The organism is Bacteroidales bacterium, from assembly GCA_016707785.1.
GTDB lineage: Bacteria > Bacteroidota > Bacteroidia > Bacteroidales > UBA4417 > UBA4417.
The window spans coordinates 188,697-204,169 of the sequence record JADJGZ010000002.1 but is presented as its reverse complement, the minus strand read 5'-3'; the positions used below and the strand labels follow the sequence as shown (position 1 = coordinate 204,169).

The following is a 15,473-nucleotide window of genomic DNA, read 5'->3' as shown; positions in this document are numbered from 1 at the left end:
AGGAATGCTTTTGTAAACATGGTTTTCAACTTTTTTACAGAGCGTCCAACCTCTTTATTTAATTATCGTCAGACCGCTTCCCAACTGGGAATCACTGATAAGAGGGAGAAAGAACAGATCCGAAGAGCGCTTGAAGAACTCTCCACCCAGGGATCGCTGATTGAATCGAACAGGGGGAAATATAAATTAAACCCCCAGTTGATTGCAGCGGTTACAAAGGCCAATACTATTGCCGGAGTAGTAGACATGAAATCTTCCGGTAAAGCTTATGTGATAACACCCGATCTTCCTGAAGATGTATTTATTTCAGCAGGGAATACTCATCATGCCTTGAATGGAGATAAAGTTAAGGTTCATCTTTTCCCAAAGCGGAAAGACCGGAAACCGGAAGGTATGATTGTTGAAATCACAGAACGGGCCAAAAAACAGTTTGTTGGTATCGTTCATGTATCCCAGCGTTTTGCATTCCTGGTTCCTGATAGTGCAAGCATTCCTGTGGATATTTATATACCGCTCAATAGTCTGAAAGGGGCCAAACATGGGCAGAAAGTAGTTGCGAAAATAACTGAATGGCCCGAGCAAGCAACCAATCCAATTGGAGAGATCATTCATGTATTGGGAGAACCAGGGGAAAATAATGTGGAGATGAATTCGATCCTTGCAGAATTCGATTTCCCTCTTCAATTCCCTAAAGCAGCTGAAACAGAAGCATCAAAGATCAGGAATGAGGTATCTGAAGCAGAAGCAAAGAAAAGGCGTGATTTCAGAAATGTCTGGACCTGTACCATCGACCCGGTAGATGCCAAAGACTTTGATGATGCCCTTTCACTTAAGAAATTACCGGATGGCAATTGGGAGGTCGGTGTACATATTGCTGATGTTTCTCATTTCGTGCGTCCCGGCTCTGCTATTGATAAAGAGGCTTTTGAAAGGGGAACCTCAATATACCTGGTCGACAGGACCATTCCTATGTTACCTGAACAATTGTCGAACCTGGTTTGCTCCTTACGCCCCGGCGAGGATAAATTATGTTTTTCGGCCGTTTTTAAACTGAATGAAAAAGCTGAAATCCTGGATGAGTGGTATGGTAAAACTGTTATCAACTCCAACAGGCGGTATGCTTATGAAGAGGTTCAGGTGATGATTGAGGGTGCGGAAGGTGAATTCAAGGATGAGTTGATGGTACTGCATAAATTGTCGTCCAGGTTAAGGGAAGATCGCTTCAGGAAAGGAGCCATAGCTTTTAAATCGCAGGAGGTGAAATTTAAGCTCGATGAGAAGGGAAAACCCCTGGGAGTAATGATCAAGGAACAAAAAGAAGCTAACTGGCTGATCGAAGATTTCATGCTCCTGGCAAACCGGAAGGTAGCACAGCGAATTGGTGATAAGAAAGGGGAGGGGGAAGCAAAAACTTTTGTCTATCGTATTCATGATGAACCCAATCCCGACAAACTGGCTAATTTTTCAGAGTTCCTGAAGAAGTTAGGATATAAATTCCTAACCACCAGCCGAAAGAGTATCTCTACTTCATTTAATCAGCTTTTTGAGAGGATCATCGGAAAAGGGGAGGAGAATATGATTGAGTCTATCGCTATCCGGACCATGATGAGGGCTGAATATTCAACCCATAATATTGGACATTATGGATTAGCCTTTAATTTTTATACCCATTTTACTTCCCCTATCAGGCGATATCCTGACCTTATGGTTCATCGCTTGCTCCAGCATTACCTGGAAGGAAAACCCAGTGTAAATAAGGAAGAATACGAAGGTTATTGTGTTCACTCTTCGGAGATGGAGAGAAAGGCAATGGAGGCAGAAAGGGCCAGTACTAAATATAAACAAGCAGAGTATATGCTTGATAAAATAGGGCAGGAGTTCGATGGACTGATTTCAGGAGTAAGTAAATGGGGCATTTATGTGGAATTGGTAGAGAGTAAATGTGAAGGAATGATCCCGTTAAGAAATATGAATGATGATTTCTATTACCTTGATGATGAAAATTACAGGATCATTGGTCAGCGTTCCGGAAAGGTATACAGGCTGGGAGATTCAATCAGAATCAAAGTAAAGAAGATTGATTTGCAGAAAAAACAAATGGATTTCGAGCAAGTCAGGGATTTGGTTGCCAAAAAGAAGTGGTAATTCAAATTCATTATATTTGATAGGTAAAAAGCAAGAATTCTGCCTTCCAAATAATACAATATATAACAAACATTTATAGCAATGGAATACTATTATACTGATGGTGTAACAAATTTTGGTCCTTATACCCTGGACCAGTTAAAGGAGAAAAACCTGTCGCCTTCTACCCGGATATGGTATAGTGGATTGAGTGGTTGGACAGCTGCTTCAGAATTACCTGAATTAACAGGTCTGTTTTCTGCAATGAATGCGGAGAATGCTACTCCACCCCCTGCCCCTGCAATTTCATCACGAACTTACGGTACTATACCGGGAGGTGTTCCTAAATCCTGGTTCATTGAAGCCATACTTGTTACACTTTTTTGTTGCCAACCCTTTGGTGTTGTAGCGATAGTATATGCAGCGCTGGTTGAATCGGCTATTTCTGCCGGTAATTTAACCGAGGCAAACAGAGTCTCCAAACTTGCCGCAAAATGGGTTAAGATCGGTTTTATCTGCGGACTGGTATTTTTCGTACTCTTTGCTATTTTTTATGGACTCATCCTTGCTACAGCATTAAAAAATGTACCCAATCTCCAGGACATATAAATGGCCATTGATTGCATTGATATTGTTTATCCTGATCCTGATTTATTATTCACTGGATCCGGCTGACTATAACTTTTTTCCGAAGTGTCCCTTTTATTGGATTACTGGTTATAAATGCCCGGGTTGCGGGTCGCAACGAGCGGTGCATCATTTACTGAACCTCGACTTTAAGCATGCATTTTTATCAAATCCTTTACTGGTAACTGCAATTCCGTATATCCTCCTGGGATTTGCCTTTGACTACACCCGGTTAAGAGAACGATACCCACGGCTCAGAAAAATCCTTTTTGGAAAAATTGCCATTATTTCAATGTTTGTGATTGTAATAGCCTACTGGATACTCAGAAACTTACCCATATTTCATCAATAATCAGAAAATTATGAAATCATGTACTCGTTGTGGAGCAGAACTCATAGAAGGAGCAAACTTTTGTTCTTCATGTGGTTTCAATGTCGTACAATTTGAGATCGTTTCCCCTCTGCCTAAAGTTTCAGATCAGGCAACAAATGAAGTATTCGGGGAAAAATCAGAAGATCCAATAGATGAAACACCCGGGAATTTTACCGAACCGGCAACTGCCGGCAAGAGTTTGCTGAACAGGGTTAAAGGAATTATGTTAAAACCAAAGGATGAATGGTATATCATTGATAAAGAGCCTGCAGATAAAAAGAAATTACTTTTAGGCTATGTTTTGATTTTAGCCTGCATCCCGGCTATAGCCTATGTGGTTCTGTATGGAGTGATCGGTATAACCTCCTGGGGGGTCACCAGCAGGAGTTTAGAGACCGGGATAGTAAAAGCTATGGTTCAGTTATTAGGTGCTCTTACAGGGGTTTATTGCTATGCCTGGGTGATAGACCGGCTTGCTCCCAGTTTCGAATCAGAAACAAATCCGGGAAAATCATTTCAGTTGGCTTCCTATTCCATCACCCCGGTATGGATACTAGGAATTTTCAACCTGGTAAATTTCCTCTCTTCCATAGTCTTTTTCCTCGGAGTCTTTTACTCTATTTATATACTAAAGCAGGGAATTCCCGTTTTAAAGAATACTCCTGAAGATAAAGTAACCGGGTACCTGGTGATTTCCATCATCAGTTATGTGATCATCTATTTCGCTTTAAATCTTATCCTGGGAGGCATCTTTAAACTGATCTTTTAATACTTCAAAGACAAACAGCTGAAAGAATTCAAGAATTCAGAAGTCAAGAATCAAGAATATGAAATTTTGCCCTCAATGTGGAAATAATTTGTCTCAGGGTGATCGTTTCTGCGCTCAATGTGGCTATTCCATTCCGGCTGAAGAAGTCCATCATGAAATATCAAACCCTGAAATACCGGAAACTAATACTTCCGGTATAACTGAATCGGAACCGGTAACCCCAGCACTTGATGTCCACAACCCTGAAGAAAACAAGAAAAAGAAATTTCCTGCATTTCTGAGGATTTCTATCATCCTGCTACTCCTGGGAATAGTTGTGATGATTGGATACAACCTTATTTCCTATCAACCTTTGGAAGAGAACAGCTCCATTGATTCCACGCTTATGATAGATGAAAGTACTTCAGGGGACACAGTTGCAGCAGCTTTGCAGGATAATACCGGCACTGATAGTGTTTCTGAAGCTATTGAAATTACGGAAGTCAAAAAAGAGAAAGAAAAGCCCATTCAACCTGCTATTAAATCAAACAAAACCATAAATGCGGGGAAGAACAAACCCGTTCAGAATCAAAAGAAAGAAAGCGATAAAGAACAGCAGAATACCCCGAAAGCCCAGGAACAGATAGTAAAACCTGCTCCAATTGAAGGAAAAGAGAAGAAGATCGTTTATTCGTCGATTAATAAGGAGTTTCCAAAATACAAGAATCCCAAAAACCCTGCCCGTTTTTCTGTGACTCAAAAAATGATTATCACCAGAATCATTACGGATCATTACAATGATAACCAGGGTACCTCATCAGCGGGTACCATTACCATCAGTTCAAAAAACGGGACTGTTTTAGGTGTTTACAAGGCCACAGGCAAAAATGGAAGCAATGGAACTACAAATGGCAAATGGATTATTGAACCAAAAATTGTACTAGAGCCAGGAACCTATTTTATACAGGATTCAGATCCGGCAACCTGGTCAAAAAGTTTGATGGGAATTGCTTTTGTGGAAGTGCAGGGATATGAACTTTAATTTGCCAACGAAAATTTCAGTGTTAGTATAAAGAAGAAGATCTCAAACCTCAAAAACCTCAACTACAATAATTTCAGCAGTTTAAAAGTTGATGAACAGGTTTGAGACCTTCTTATTGGTTTATTTCAGAAATTAGAATATCTGCAAGATTCCCAACTTAAAGAAAGTTACATCCAGAATTAGTCCTAAAAGGAAAAGCAAACCAAATCTGCGGTTGTAAATAAATGCATGAGATACCAGGTAAAGAGGCCAGCCTTCTCCTTCCGGTCCTTCCGGTTTAGCTAGAGGACGAGGTTTTACATATATCCTGATCGTTGAAATGAGCATGGGGATTGCAAACACAACCAAAAGCATGGGGATGCCCAATTTTCCGGAAAATACCAGGGCGGCTACAAATATGTATTGTAAAAACCACAATACAATAGTGCTATACCTGGCCAACTTCTGACCCAAAATTACAGGAAGTGTATAAATACCCTTTGCTTTATCTTCTTTGAGTTTATCGGTATGTTTTCCAAAAAGGACAGTGGTGGGTCCCAGGGCATACACCAGACTTACCAGTACTACCCAGTTATCCCATTGTCCACCCGATACGACAAAATAAGTGCCTCCTACCATAAGAGGCCCCCAAACCAGGATTACTGAAGGTTCCCCCAGGCCATAATATTTAAGGGGCCAGGTATAGAACAATAAGAATAACGCACCAACTACAAAAAGCAGGAGTGCAGTAGTCCCGGTGACAAGGATGAGGTAAACACCGATAAGTGTAGCAATGAGTCCGGTTACAATGATATAACCCATGAATTTGGATTTAGAAAGAAGTCCGTGTTCCAGGGGTTGTGGGCCATACTGTGAGCGGAAATAATTATTCTTATCCACCCCCTTTGCATGGTCAACATAGTCATTTAGCAGGTTATTGGTAGCATGGGCCAGAATTATTCCGAGAACTGACAGGGCAAATAAATGCCATGAGAAGTTCCCGTTGCGATAGGCAAGAAGCCCGCCAATGGCACCGGCGAGGGCAGTCATAATGAAAACGGCAGCACGACTGGCGATCAGCCATCTTGAAATAATGTCGAGGCCATTCCATTCTTCTTTGGTAATTTGTGGGATGACTTTAAGAGCCTTTGCCCACATGGATGTATTTATCATGTATTAAATTTTTAGTCCACATAATCAACAATAATATTTCACTTAAGTTTGATTAGAAAGCTATTCATTATAAGCCTAAATTTATATGTTGAATTACTAGATTCAAGAATTTGTAATCAGGTTATGAAAAAGCTCATTTTAGTGTTCCCGCTTTGCTTTCTTGCAGTCTTTACATTTGCCCAGCTTCATTGGAAAGATATTTCCGATACAAGAATGCCCCGAAAAATCTTGCCTGATGGAGATAAGATATGGTTTTGCGGAAGGGGAGGTTTGACCTGCATCAACAAACTGACAGAAGACACGGTTTATTACAACCACGCCAATTCTGCCATACCTTTCACAAGAATTATTGATATGTGCCTTGATCATTCAGGCAGACTCTGGATTGTTTCTGACAGCAGGGGCATTGCCTGCCTTGAGGGTGAAAACTGGAGTTGGTATCATACCGGAAATACCCCCCTCCCAATGATATTGCCGTATCAGTTGCAGTCGATTCACAAAACAATATTTGGTTTGGTTTCGAACACTTCCTGGTTAAGTATGATGGTGCCAGCTGGCAGTCGATTTCGCTGGAACCAATGAGTACCATCCTTTTCCTGCCCTATGATATTGCAATAGATGCAAATGACCGAGTCCTGATCCATGCAGAAGGGCTCTGGGCCTATGATGGAACCAACTTTATCCAATACAGCGGTAGTAATTCTCCAATGCTTAGCAATTATATTTCAACCATCAAGGTATTGCCCGATGGTAGGGTGTGGATCGCCCATTCCTTGTTTGGAATTACTGTAACTGATTTTACAGACTGGGAGGTCTATGACACACTGGTTCCCGGGAAAAGGCTTAATTATGTTTCTTCATTTGATGAAACCTCCACCGGCCATTACTGGCTTTCAACAACCGCGGGTGACCTGTATTATTATGATGGTATGAACTGGAACTTGCAGGATGTGCTGTCGCCGGTTGATACTCTTTACCAGGTGAAATACCTTGCTGTTGACGAGTCGGATGAATTATATATCTCTGCCATGGAATCTGCCAGGTTTGACGGTTCGGACTGGCACTTGCTCGATATTGAAGAAACAGGGTTCAAAGGTTATAACGTGAATGATATTCTGCATCAGGAAGATGGATCCACCTGGATAGCAACATCCTACTCAGGTATTCAGAAGTTCTTTAATAATGAATGGAGTGCATTTACAATGGATGATGTTTCTTACCTGTATTCCAATTGTGTTACAGCAGATCTAACAGGAAAAGTGATAGCCGGATTGAATCATGCTGTATCCAGCTATGAAGACGGTTCCTGGCATCGGAAGAATCTTCCACCGGATCCTTATTTCCATTCTGAAATCACAGCCATGATCACAGACCCGCAAAACACCCTATGGGCAGCAGAATACCCCGGCTTAGTCAGTATGAATGCCTCAGACACTGTTTTTTATTCCGCATATCATGGGAATTTCCCATCAATGACGGTTGAATGCCTCGACATTGACAATGAAGGACACTTACTGGCTGGAAGCCCCGCTGCTTTTAATATTTGGAATGGTTCTTCCTGGACCTCATACACAAGTAATAATTCCCCATTGCCTTCGGCCCACATCAATGACATGGCAGTAAGTGAGGATGTGATATGGCTGGCAACCGGGGAGGGACTGGTCCGCTTCCAGAATAACAACTGGGAAATCTATACCCCTGATAATTCACCTTTGCCAGATGCCCGTATTCAAGCAGTTGACAAGGATTCAAACGGTGTATTATGGATAATAAGTGGATTTGATAACCTGGTCAGGTTTGACGGACAAACCTGGGAAGTGATGGATTATGAGCATTCCGGTATTCTCGATGGCTTGATGCTTGATCTGAAGGTAGACCTGGCCAATAATGTATGGATTGGAGGTACTGATTGCGGGATTTCCATATACAACGAAAACGGGGTGATCCTCGGAGAAGAAGAATTTCAACAAAAAACTTCCTCTGAAAAGATTGGTTCACTGTGTATCCTAATCCTTGCACAGCATCTTTCAGGATTAAAAGTCAGTTTCCTCTAGACGGCGATAGATACCAGCTGACGATTTCAGATATGTGCGGAAAGGTCCTGGCAGACTATCCTTTGACAATCCAGGATCAGTTGTTTCAAATGGATGGCCCCATTGAAGCAAAGGGTATTTACCTTGTTTCAGTGCTGAATAAGCAAGGAATGATAATAGAATCAAGGATTCTGATTTCAAGATAAGCAAATAAATAACAGGAATATTACTCTTCGAAAGAAGGTTTAATCACAATGCCGTCATACCTCTTTTCAGCATCGTTCTGATATCCAATAACTATTGAGGGAGTTCCATCTTCATTCAGGAAAGTCCAGTCACCTTGCCGACTGCCATTAAGGTAATTTCCAGTTTCCCTAATTTTTCCGTTAGGCCAGTACCAGGCTACTTTACCGTTCATATTATCATCAATAAATTCACCTTCGAAACGTAAAACTCCATCAGGGTAATAGGATTTCCAGTTTCCATATCGCATTCCACTCCTGTAGGCTCCGGTTTCCTTATACTGGCCAAAATCAAACACCCATTCCCCTTCTTCCAGGCCTTCAACATATTGACCTTTAACCATCAGTTTGCCGGTTTCATTATATTCCAGGTATTCTCCATCTTCCAGGCCTGCAATAAAAGACTGCTCTCTTTGAATGGAACCATCCTCGAAGTACCAGGTCCATTGACCGTCGAATTTTCCTTTTTTACTATACTTTCCCTGTTGTTCCAGTTTTCCGTTTGAATAATAAAACTTCCAGTCTCCAATTCTGATACCCTGATCATAAGTTCCTACAGAACGAAGGGTTCCATCTTCATAGAATTCTTTCCAGGGACCATGGCGGTTGCCTTCTTCATCCACGATTCCTTCTCCGATCATATTTCCTTTACGAAATATATATGCAGAAGTAATTTTTCCTTCTTCACTGTATTCCCTTCTCACGCCTTCAGGGACTTCTCCATTATAACTGGCTACAGTTTTAATTTTTCCTGACGGGTAATAATCTGTTTTCACTGCAAGGCTTGTCAGTTCAGGGGCCTCTTTTTCCTCGTTGTCATTAATAAATTTCTTAACAGTCAGCAGCAATCCTTTTTCATCATACTCCTTGAAGTAGCCGTTTTTCTTATCATCCTTATACACACCATCCAACTTCACCAATCCATTTTCATAGAAAAATTTCCATCTTCCCTGCTTCCATCCGTTACGGTCCTTTCGGTTAATCCGTTCACGGCTCACCATGAAGCCTTTTTTATATTCTACATAGGTAATAACAGTGCCATCTTTTGCAAATTCCTTTGAAATACCTTCTTCGAGGCCATCGATGAATGGAATATACATTCGTAATTTTCCGTCAGGATAGAGATAATTTGTATTTCCCTGCCTGGTGTCGTCCACATAATTTTCTTCTATAATTTCATCAGGATTATAAGTGGTTTTCAAACCATTTTTACGTCCGTTTCTATAATCTATTGTGACTTTAAGTTGAGCGGAATCATCATAGAACTTCCAGGTACTATCCAATTCAAAATTTCTACGGTTACCTTCTGATTTAATATTTCCTGATTCATAATATGTTTTCCAATAGCCGTCAGGTTTACCGGACCGCATAAACCCCTCACTCGATTTTTGTCCACCCGGATAATAGAAAACAATATATCCATCTTTCAAAACGCTGTCCTGCTGAATTTGAGAAAAAACCAATTCGGGCATCAAGCCTGAAATCAATATAAATCCGGCGAGTAATAATTTGTATATCAACTTAGTATGACAAGGTTTTGACATTATAATCAGCAATAATTTTTTACTTTGAAAGTTCAAGCATTCTCATAATTGGCTTTCTGGCTTTCTCTATTAATGCATCAGAAAGTAAGATTTCAGGTTTTTCATGTTCCATACAAAGATACAGTTTCTCCATCGTATTAAGTTTCATATATGGACAATCGTTGCAAGAACAGGTTTCATCTGCAGGTACTACAAGGAATTCCTTATCAGGTGATAATTTTTGCATTTGATGAATAATCCCTGTTTCTGTAGCAACGATGAATTTACGGGCTGAACTGGTTTGGGTAAATTTAAGCATGGCGGCTGTAGAACCAACGAAGTCGGCAAGAATGAGGACCGGGGCTTTACATTCGGGATGAGCAATCAGTATTGCATCCGGGTTTTCCATTTTCAGTTTAATGATTCTTTCAGTTGAAATAGTTTCATGAACTTCACAGGCACCTTCCCACAGCAACATATTTCTACCTGTCTGGCCATTGATATAAGCGCCAAGATTTTTATCAGGAGCGAAGATCAACTTCTGATCTAGAGGGAATGAATTCACAATTTTCATAGCATTGCTGGATGTAACAATTACATCAGATAAAGCTTTCACTTCGGCTGAGCAATTGATATAGGAAATGACCTTATGATCAGCATGTGCTTTCACAAACTCTTCAAATTTATCGGCAGGAGCGCTGCTTGCCAGTGAACAGCCTGCTTCCAGATCTGGAAGTAATACTTTTTTGGAAGGGGAGAGTATTTTTGCAGTTTCAGCCATAAAATGAACACCTGCAAAAACAATTATATCAGCATTGGTAGCAGCAGCCTGTTGTGATAATTGCAAACTATCGCCAATATAATCTGCGATATCCTGTATTTCGGGTACCTGGTAATAGTGAGCAAGGATTACTGCGTTTTTCCTAACTTTGATTTCCTGTATTTTTTTTTCTAAATCTGAAGCAGTCATTTTCTATTCTTCCCTATTTAACCTATTAATGTATATTTTTTTTAATTTAAAGAATATGTTATAGATATATAGCTGTTGATAGTGTTCAAAAATAAGTGAACATTTATTTTGAAAACAATCAATGAGCCATTTCTACACATCTTATTAACAATAAATTAATGCAGCAGTTTTTGATTTTGAGGTTTTTAGCTATTTATTAACACTCGGTTCATAACCTTTTCACCTGATAAATGGTCAGGATTTTTAATCCAAAATCCTGTTGATAATGATACCCAAATCCACTGAAAAAAGAGGATATCTTCTCTGACCAAGCCCAAAATTGGCCTGTTTACGCCATTTTGTTAATAACCTTCAACTTTTATCCCCATTTAAGTAACAAAAGTACTCACTTATTAACAGTTTACGTTTAAAAACTCTTTGTGGTTGTAAATGAATATCATAGTAAATGGCGCTATTTTTACCATCTAAGCTAAATGCCTAATTAGAAAGGAAATCAAAAACCATGGGGCTTTAATTAGTAATTTTGCAGTATTAATTTATTAACAATGTTTGAAAAATCGAAAACACTTGCTCTGGGTTGTGACCATGCTGGATATGATCTCAAGGAATACTTGAAGATCAAACTTGCTGAAAATGGATATTCAATCAGGGATTTTGGGACATATAGTCTTGATAGCATGGATTATCCGGATGTAGCACATCCGGTAGCATCATCAGTTGATCAGGGGCAATATAGTGCAGCTATCCTAATTTGTGGAAGCGGAAATGGAATGTGTATCACAGCCAATAAGTATAATGGAGTCCGTGCTGCTTTATGCTGGAATTCGGAACTGGCCCGTTTAGCCCGGGCTCATAATGATGCTAACCTACTATGCTTACCTTCAAGGTTTATCAGTATGGAAGAGGCTTTTAATGCATGCATGATGTTTCTCACTGCTGATTTTGAAGGTGGACGGCATTTGGGCAGAGTCAATAAAATAGCGGGTCTTCTTTAATCAATTATTCTGGAAGCAAAGGAAAAAGATGAGTGAAATCTACCATAAATTCATGAAGGATGCTGCAAAAAAGGCATTTGATAAGGATCACAGGAAAAAGATCCAGTTCAATATGTCGAGATATGATGCAGCAGTAGCGAATGGAAAATTGCAATATGACAACCTTGAATTGGCAAAACAGAGGGCTGCTCATCTTAAAAACAAGGTAATCATTGATTTACCAAAATATCTTCTTGACTTTGAATCAAATTTCCAGTCAAGGGGAGGTAAGGTGATCTGGGCTGTTGATGCTGATGAGGCAGTTAAGGAGATCATAAAGATTCTTAAGAAACATAATGCGACTCATGTAGTGAAGTCGAAAACCATGGTTACGGAAGAAATCGAGCTTAATGAGCATCTTTCGAAGCAGGGTATTGAATCTCTTGAAACGGATCTTGGAGAATACATTGTTCAGCTTGCCGGGGAGCATCCTTATCATATTGTTACTCCGGCAATGCATATGTCGAAGGAGGATGTTGCCGCTTTATTTCACGATAAATTTGATCTGGACCCCAATAGCAGTCCACAGGAGATCACGGCATTTGTCAGGCAAAAGCTCCGTGACAAATTCTATAATGCTGAGGTAGGAATAACCGGAGCCAATTTCCTGTTGGCTGACACAGGTTCTGTTTGTCTTACAGAAAATGAAGGCAATGGAATGATGAGTATATCTTTCCCTAAGGTGCATATTGTAGTTGCAGGGATTGAAAAGCTGATTCCAAGGATGGCAGACCTGGATTTATTCTGGCCATTACTTGCCACCCATGGTACCGGTCAGAAAATTACAGTTTACAATTCTATTATTTCTGGGCCTAGGCAGGAAGATGAAACTGATGGTCCTGAAGAGATGTATGTAGTCCTCCTTGATAATTACCGAACAGAAATCCTGGGAAAGAAGAACCAGCGTCGGGCATTGGGCTGTATCCGTTGCGGAGCCTGCCTCAATGCTTGTCCCATTTACCGGAATATCGGAGGACATGCTTATGGAACTACTTATAGTGGCCCCATAGGCGCTGTTATTACTCCCTGGTTAAAAGGAATGAAGGATTATAAACACCTGAGTTTTGCCTCTTCACTTTGTGGATCCTGTACTGAAGTATGCCCTGTAAAAATCAATTTGCATGAGCTTTTGCTTTATAATCGCAGTGATTCGGTCAAAGATGGCTATACCCGGAGAATTGACAGGATTATTTTCAAAGGATATAAAACGGCTATGTTGCATCGGAATTTACTGGATATGACCAGTGGAAAAACCAAGAACAAACTAATGAAGCGATTTTTAGCCAAAGCCTGGGGAGAAAGAAGAGCATTACCTGAAATGGCAGAAAAGAGTTTCAAGCAATTATGGGAAGAACGCCGTGAAGGCAAGATTGAGAAAAAATAATTTTTGAGATATTCAATCAAAACAGGATGAAAACATACAGGATAACTTTTTTTGTCACATTACTTCTGACCGGCTTATTGGTTCAATTGAAAGGTCAGGATACAAAAGCGATCAGTATTACAGATCCGGGTGAGTTGTATTCATCGTATATCTTTACAGCATCAGACCAGGAAACCTTAGTGAAAGCACTGGGCCAGGAAAAGTTTACCATTATTAAAGGTGCCAGTCATGAATCCCAGTGGCCATCAGGTATTGCCACCCTGGACTCTCGCACGCAAAAGAGGGATCAGATTATGCTGTACCATGTGAATATTGTGGCTACTTTGGGTGAAAAAAGTGTTATAGAAATTAATCCGGCCAATAATAAACATATGCCGGCTGAAATGATTTCAGATCGTTCTTTCTATTTCGTTATTGGAAATTCGGGGATTGGAAATCCGGGCGCAGGTGATGAAACAGTGACTTCAAATGCAGAGGAACTTCTTGAGGATATTTTTCCACAGGTATCTATTGATGATCCCGGGCAAATTCTGTCAAACTACAAATTCCAGGAGAGTGAAATAAAGGATATCAAGAACCAGGTAGGAGAAGAAGGGTTTGATTATATCAATGCGAACTGCAGGGAAGCCAGTTTCCCGAAATCTATCAATACATTAACAGGCAGGCTTGAGTCGAGAGATGAGATAAAGAAATTTAATGCTTTCCTGGTAGCAGAAAGCAGTGATTTCAGTATCCTTGAAATCACTCCCGAGGAGAATACACATATGCCTGAAGGATTTGTTCCGGAAAATACATTTTACCTGGTAATCAAATCAGCAGGCCTATCTTTCCTGGAATAACAATCTCTGGTTCACCGGTAAATTACCGATTCCTGGCTTGATTCCTGTTGCCTGAATTTTCTTTGCCCTGACTGCTTTTCTTCCTGCCGAAATTTCTCTTTTTATTATTCCTTTGATTTTTGGCCAGAGGATTGTAAAGTGGTGAAGCCCCCAGGAATTCCGGCAATAAGTTTTTATCTATATGTTTTTCTATCAGGTCTTCAATAGCTTTGAACCGTTGCTGGTCCCTCTCATTGATTAAAGTGATCGCTTCACCTTCGGATGCTGCTCTTGCGGTACGGCCCACCCTGTGAATATAGTCTTCAGCATCAACCGGAACATCAAAATTGATTACCAGGTCAATATCTTCAATATCGATTCCGCGGGAAAGAATATCTGTTGCAATGAGAATATTTAATTCCCTGCTTTTAAAGCGGTTTAACACATTTTCCCTGCTCGATTGATCTATATCTGAATGAATCTGGTCGGCAGAAAAATGAAGCTTCTTCAACTCATGGGTTAATAATTTAGCTTTCTCTTTGGTAGAGCAGAATACGAGTATACTTCTGAAATCTTTTTCTTTGAGGATATGCTGTACGAGTGGTATTTTCTGCATATCATAAACTACATAAGCTTCCTGTTTTACTCTTTCAGCTGGTTTAGAAGTAGCGATATTGATTTCAAAAGGGTTTTGCAAAATATGCCTGGCCAGGTTTCGGATACCGGAAGGCATTGTGGCAGAAAAAAGCAGGTTTTGTCTTTCTTTGGGCAGAAAGGATATGATTTTCATGATATCATCAAAAAAGCCCATATCCAACATCCTGTCAGCTTCATCAAGCACCAGGTATGATAAACCAGTGATCTGAACATATCCCATATTCAGATGCGACAGCATTCTTCCGGGAGTACAGATTACTATATCTGCACCATCTTTCAAGGCTTTTTGCTCATTTGAGTAGGTTGCTCCATCAGTTCCCCCATAAACCGGGATTGAACTTACCGGGGTAAAATAGGCTAGTCCCTGGAGATGCTGGTCAATTTGTGTGGCCAGCTCACGGGTTGGTACTACGATGAGACATTTGATATGTTCATCATGTTTTGTAGTAATGATGCGATGGATGATAGGAAGCAGGAAGGAAGCTGTTTTACCGGTTCCTGTCTGGGCACATGCTACCATATCACGGCCTTCCAGGATAACCGGAATGGCTTGTTCCTGTATAGGTGTAGGGGTTTCATACCCAATAGCTTCGACACCCTCCATCAGGCGGTTATCGAAGAGAAATTCATTAAAATTCAAAGTATTGTTTATTTATTTGTGATTATTCCGGATTCTGGTTACAAATTATACTGAATTTTGACAGTTTGCAAAGCAAAACTGATTTGATTCAGTTACCGGCAGAAAG

Annotated in this window: 15 protein-coding genes; 11 read left to right on the top strand and 4 right to left on the bottom strand. The window is 40.4% G+C overall.

Going from position 1 to position 15,473, the window contains the following annotated elements; all coding sequences use genetic code 11:
* Nucleotides 1-18: 18 nt before the first annotated feature.
* The 5 genes from rnr (at nt 19) to IPH84_02545 (ending at nt 4,914) form a co-directional block, all read left to right on the top strand.
* Nucleotides 19-2,145, top strand: a complete 2,127-nt coding sequence (rnr, locus tag IPH84_02565; protein ID MBK7172124.1) for a ribonuclease R — start codon at nt 19-21, stop codon at nt 2,143-2,145.
* An 81-nt stretch (nt 2,146-2,226) separates the two neighbouring features.
* Nucleotides 2,227-2,733: a CD225/dispanin family protein gene (locus tag IPH84_02560; GenBank protein MBK7172123.1), complete on the top strand. Its 507-nt coding sequence runs from the start codon at nt 2,227-2,229 to the stop codon at nt 2,731-2,733.
* Nucleotides 2,708-3,103 (top strand): DUF2752 domain-containing protein, encoded by a 396-nt coding sequence (locus IPH84_02555; protein ID MBK7172122.1) that lies wholly within the window; start codon nt 2,708-2,710, stop codon nt 3,101-3,103. The genes IPH84_02560 and IPH84_02555 overlap by 26 nt, the downstream gene beginning before the upstream one ends.
* A gap of 10 nt (nt 3,104-3,113) precedes the next feature.
* On the top strand, nt 3,114-3,893 hold the full coding sequence (locus IPH84_02550; protein ID MBK7172121.1) for a YIP1 family protein: 780 nt from the start codon (nt 3,114-3,116) through the stop codon (nt 3,891-3,893).
* 58 nt (nt 3,894-3,951) lie between these two features.
* Nucleotides 3,952-4,914 (top strand): zinc-ribbon domain-containing protein, encoded by a 963-nt coding sequence (locus IPH84_02545; GenBank protein ID MBK7172120.1) that lies wholly within the window; start codon nt 3,952-3,954, stop codon nt 4,912-4,914.
* A gap of 132 nt (nt 4,915-5,046) precedes the next feature.
* Here IPH84_02545 and IPH84_02540 read toward each other — a convergent pair whose 3' ends face one another.
* The gene (locus IPH84_02540; GenBank protein ID MBK7172119.1) at nt 5,047-6,066 is read right to left on the bottom strand and encodes a prenyltransferase; all 1,020 of its coding nucleotides are present in this window, start codon (nt 6,064-6,066) and stop codon (nt 5,047-5,049) included.
* Between the two features lie 123 nt (nt 6,067-6,189).
* Here IPH84_02540 and IPH84_02535 point away from each other — a divergent pair, with 123 nt between their 5' ends.
* From IPH84_02535 to IPH84_02525, 3 genes are read left to right on the top strand one after another with little or no spacing between them, the layout of a single operon-like run.
* Complete coding sequence (locus tag IPH84_02535; GenBank protein MBK7172118.1) at nt 6,190-6,648, top strand: hypothetical protein; 459 nt, start codon at nt 6,190-6,192, stop codon at nt 6,646-6,648.
* Nucleotides 6,645-8,120, top strand: coding sequence for a hypothetical protein (locus IPH84_02530; protein MBK7172117.1), 1,476 nt, complete (start codon nt 6,645-6,647; stop codon nt 8,118-8,120). The genes IPH84_02535 and IPH84_02530 overlap by 4 nt, the downstream gene beginning before the upstream one ends.
* Nucleotides 8,066-8,305: a T9SS type A sorting domain-containing protein gene (locus IPH84_02525; GenBank protein ID MBK7172116.1), complete on the top strand. Its 240-nt coding sequence runs from the start codon at nt 8,066-8,068 to the stop codon at nt 8,303-8,305. Before IPH84_02530 ends, IPH84_02525 begins: the two co-directional genes overlap by 55 nt.
* Nucleotides 8,306-8,325: 20 nt before the next feature.
* Here the strand turns inward: IPH84_02525 and IPH84_02520 are convergent, their stop codons facing one another.
* Both IPH84_02520 and nadA read right to left on the bottom strand, forming a co-directional pair.
* Nucleotides 8,326-9,813, bottom strand: coding sequence for a toxin-antitoxin system YwqK family antitoxin (locus IPH84_02520; protein MBK7172115.1), 1,488 nt, complete (start codon nt 9,811-9,813; stop codon nt 8,326-8,328).
* Nucleotides 9,814-9,904: 91 nt separating this feature from the next.
* Nucleotides 9,905-10,834, bottom strand: a complete 930-nt coding sequence (nadA, locus tag IPH84_02515) for a quinolinate synthase NadA (protein ID MBK7172114.1) — start codon at nt 10,832-10,834, stop codon at nt 9,905-9,907.
* Between the two features lie 545 nt (nt 10,835-11,379).
* Between nadA and rpiB the strand changes: the two genes are divergently transcribed.
* The 3 genes from rpiB to IPH84_02500 are packed head-to-tail and all read left to right on the top strand — an operon-like array spanning nt 11,380 to nt 14,091.
* Nucleotides 11,380-11,829, top strand: coding sequence for a ribose 5-phosphate isomerase B (rpiB, locus tag IPH84_02510; protein MBK7172113.1), 450 nt, complete (start codon nt 11,380-11,382; stop codon nt 11,827-11,829).
* Nucleotides 11,830-11,857: 28 nt separating this feature from the next.
* A complete protein-coding gene (locus IPH84_02505) occupies nt 11,858-13,252 on the top strand; it encodes an iron-sulfur cluster-binding protein (protein ID MBK7172112.1) in 1,395 nt (464 codons plus the stop codon).
* Between the two features lie 26 nt (nt 13,253-13,278).
* Nucleotides 13,279-14,091, top strand: a complete 813-nt coding sequence (locus IPH84_02500; protein MBK7172111.1) for a hypothetical protein — start codon at nt 13,279-13,281, stop codon at nt 14,089-14,091.
* 22 nt (nt 14,092-14,113) lie between these two features.
* Here the strand turns inward: IPH84_02500 and IPH84_02495 are convergent, their stop codons facing one another.
* A complete protein-coding gene (locus IPH84_02495; protein ID MBK7172110.1) occupies nt 14,114-15,331 on the bottom strand; it encodes a DEAD/DEAH box helicase in 1,218 nt (405 codons plus the stop codon).
* Nucleotides 15,332-15,473: the final 142 nt, after the last annotated feature.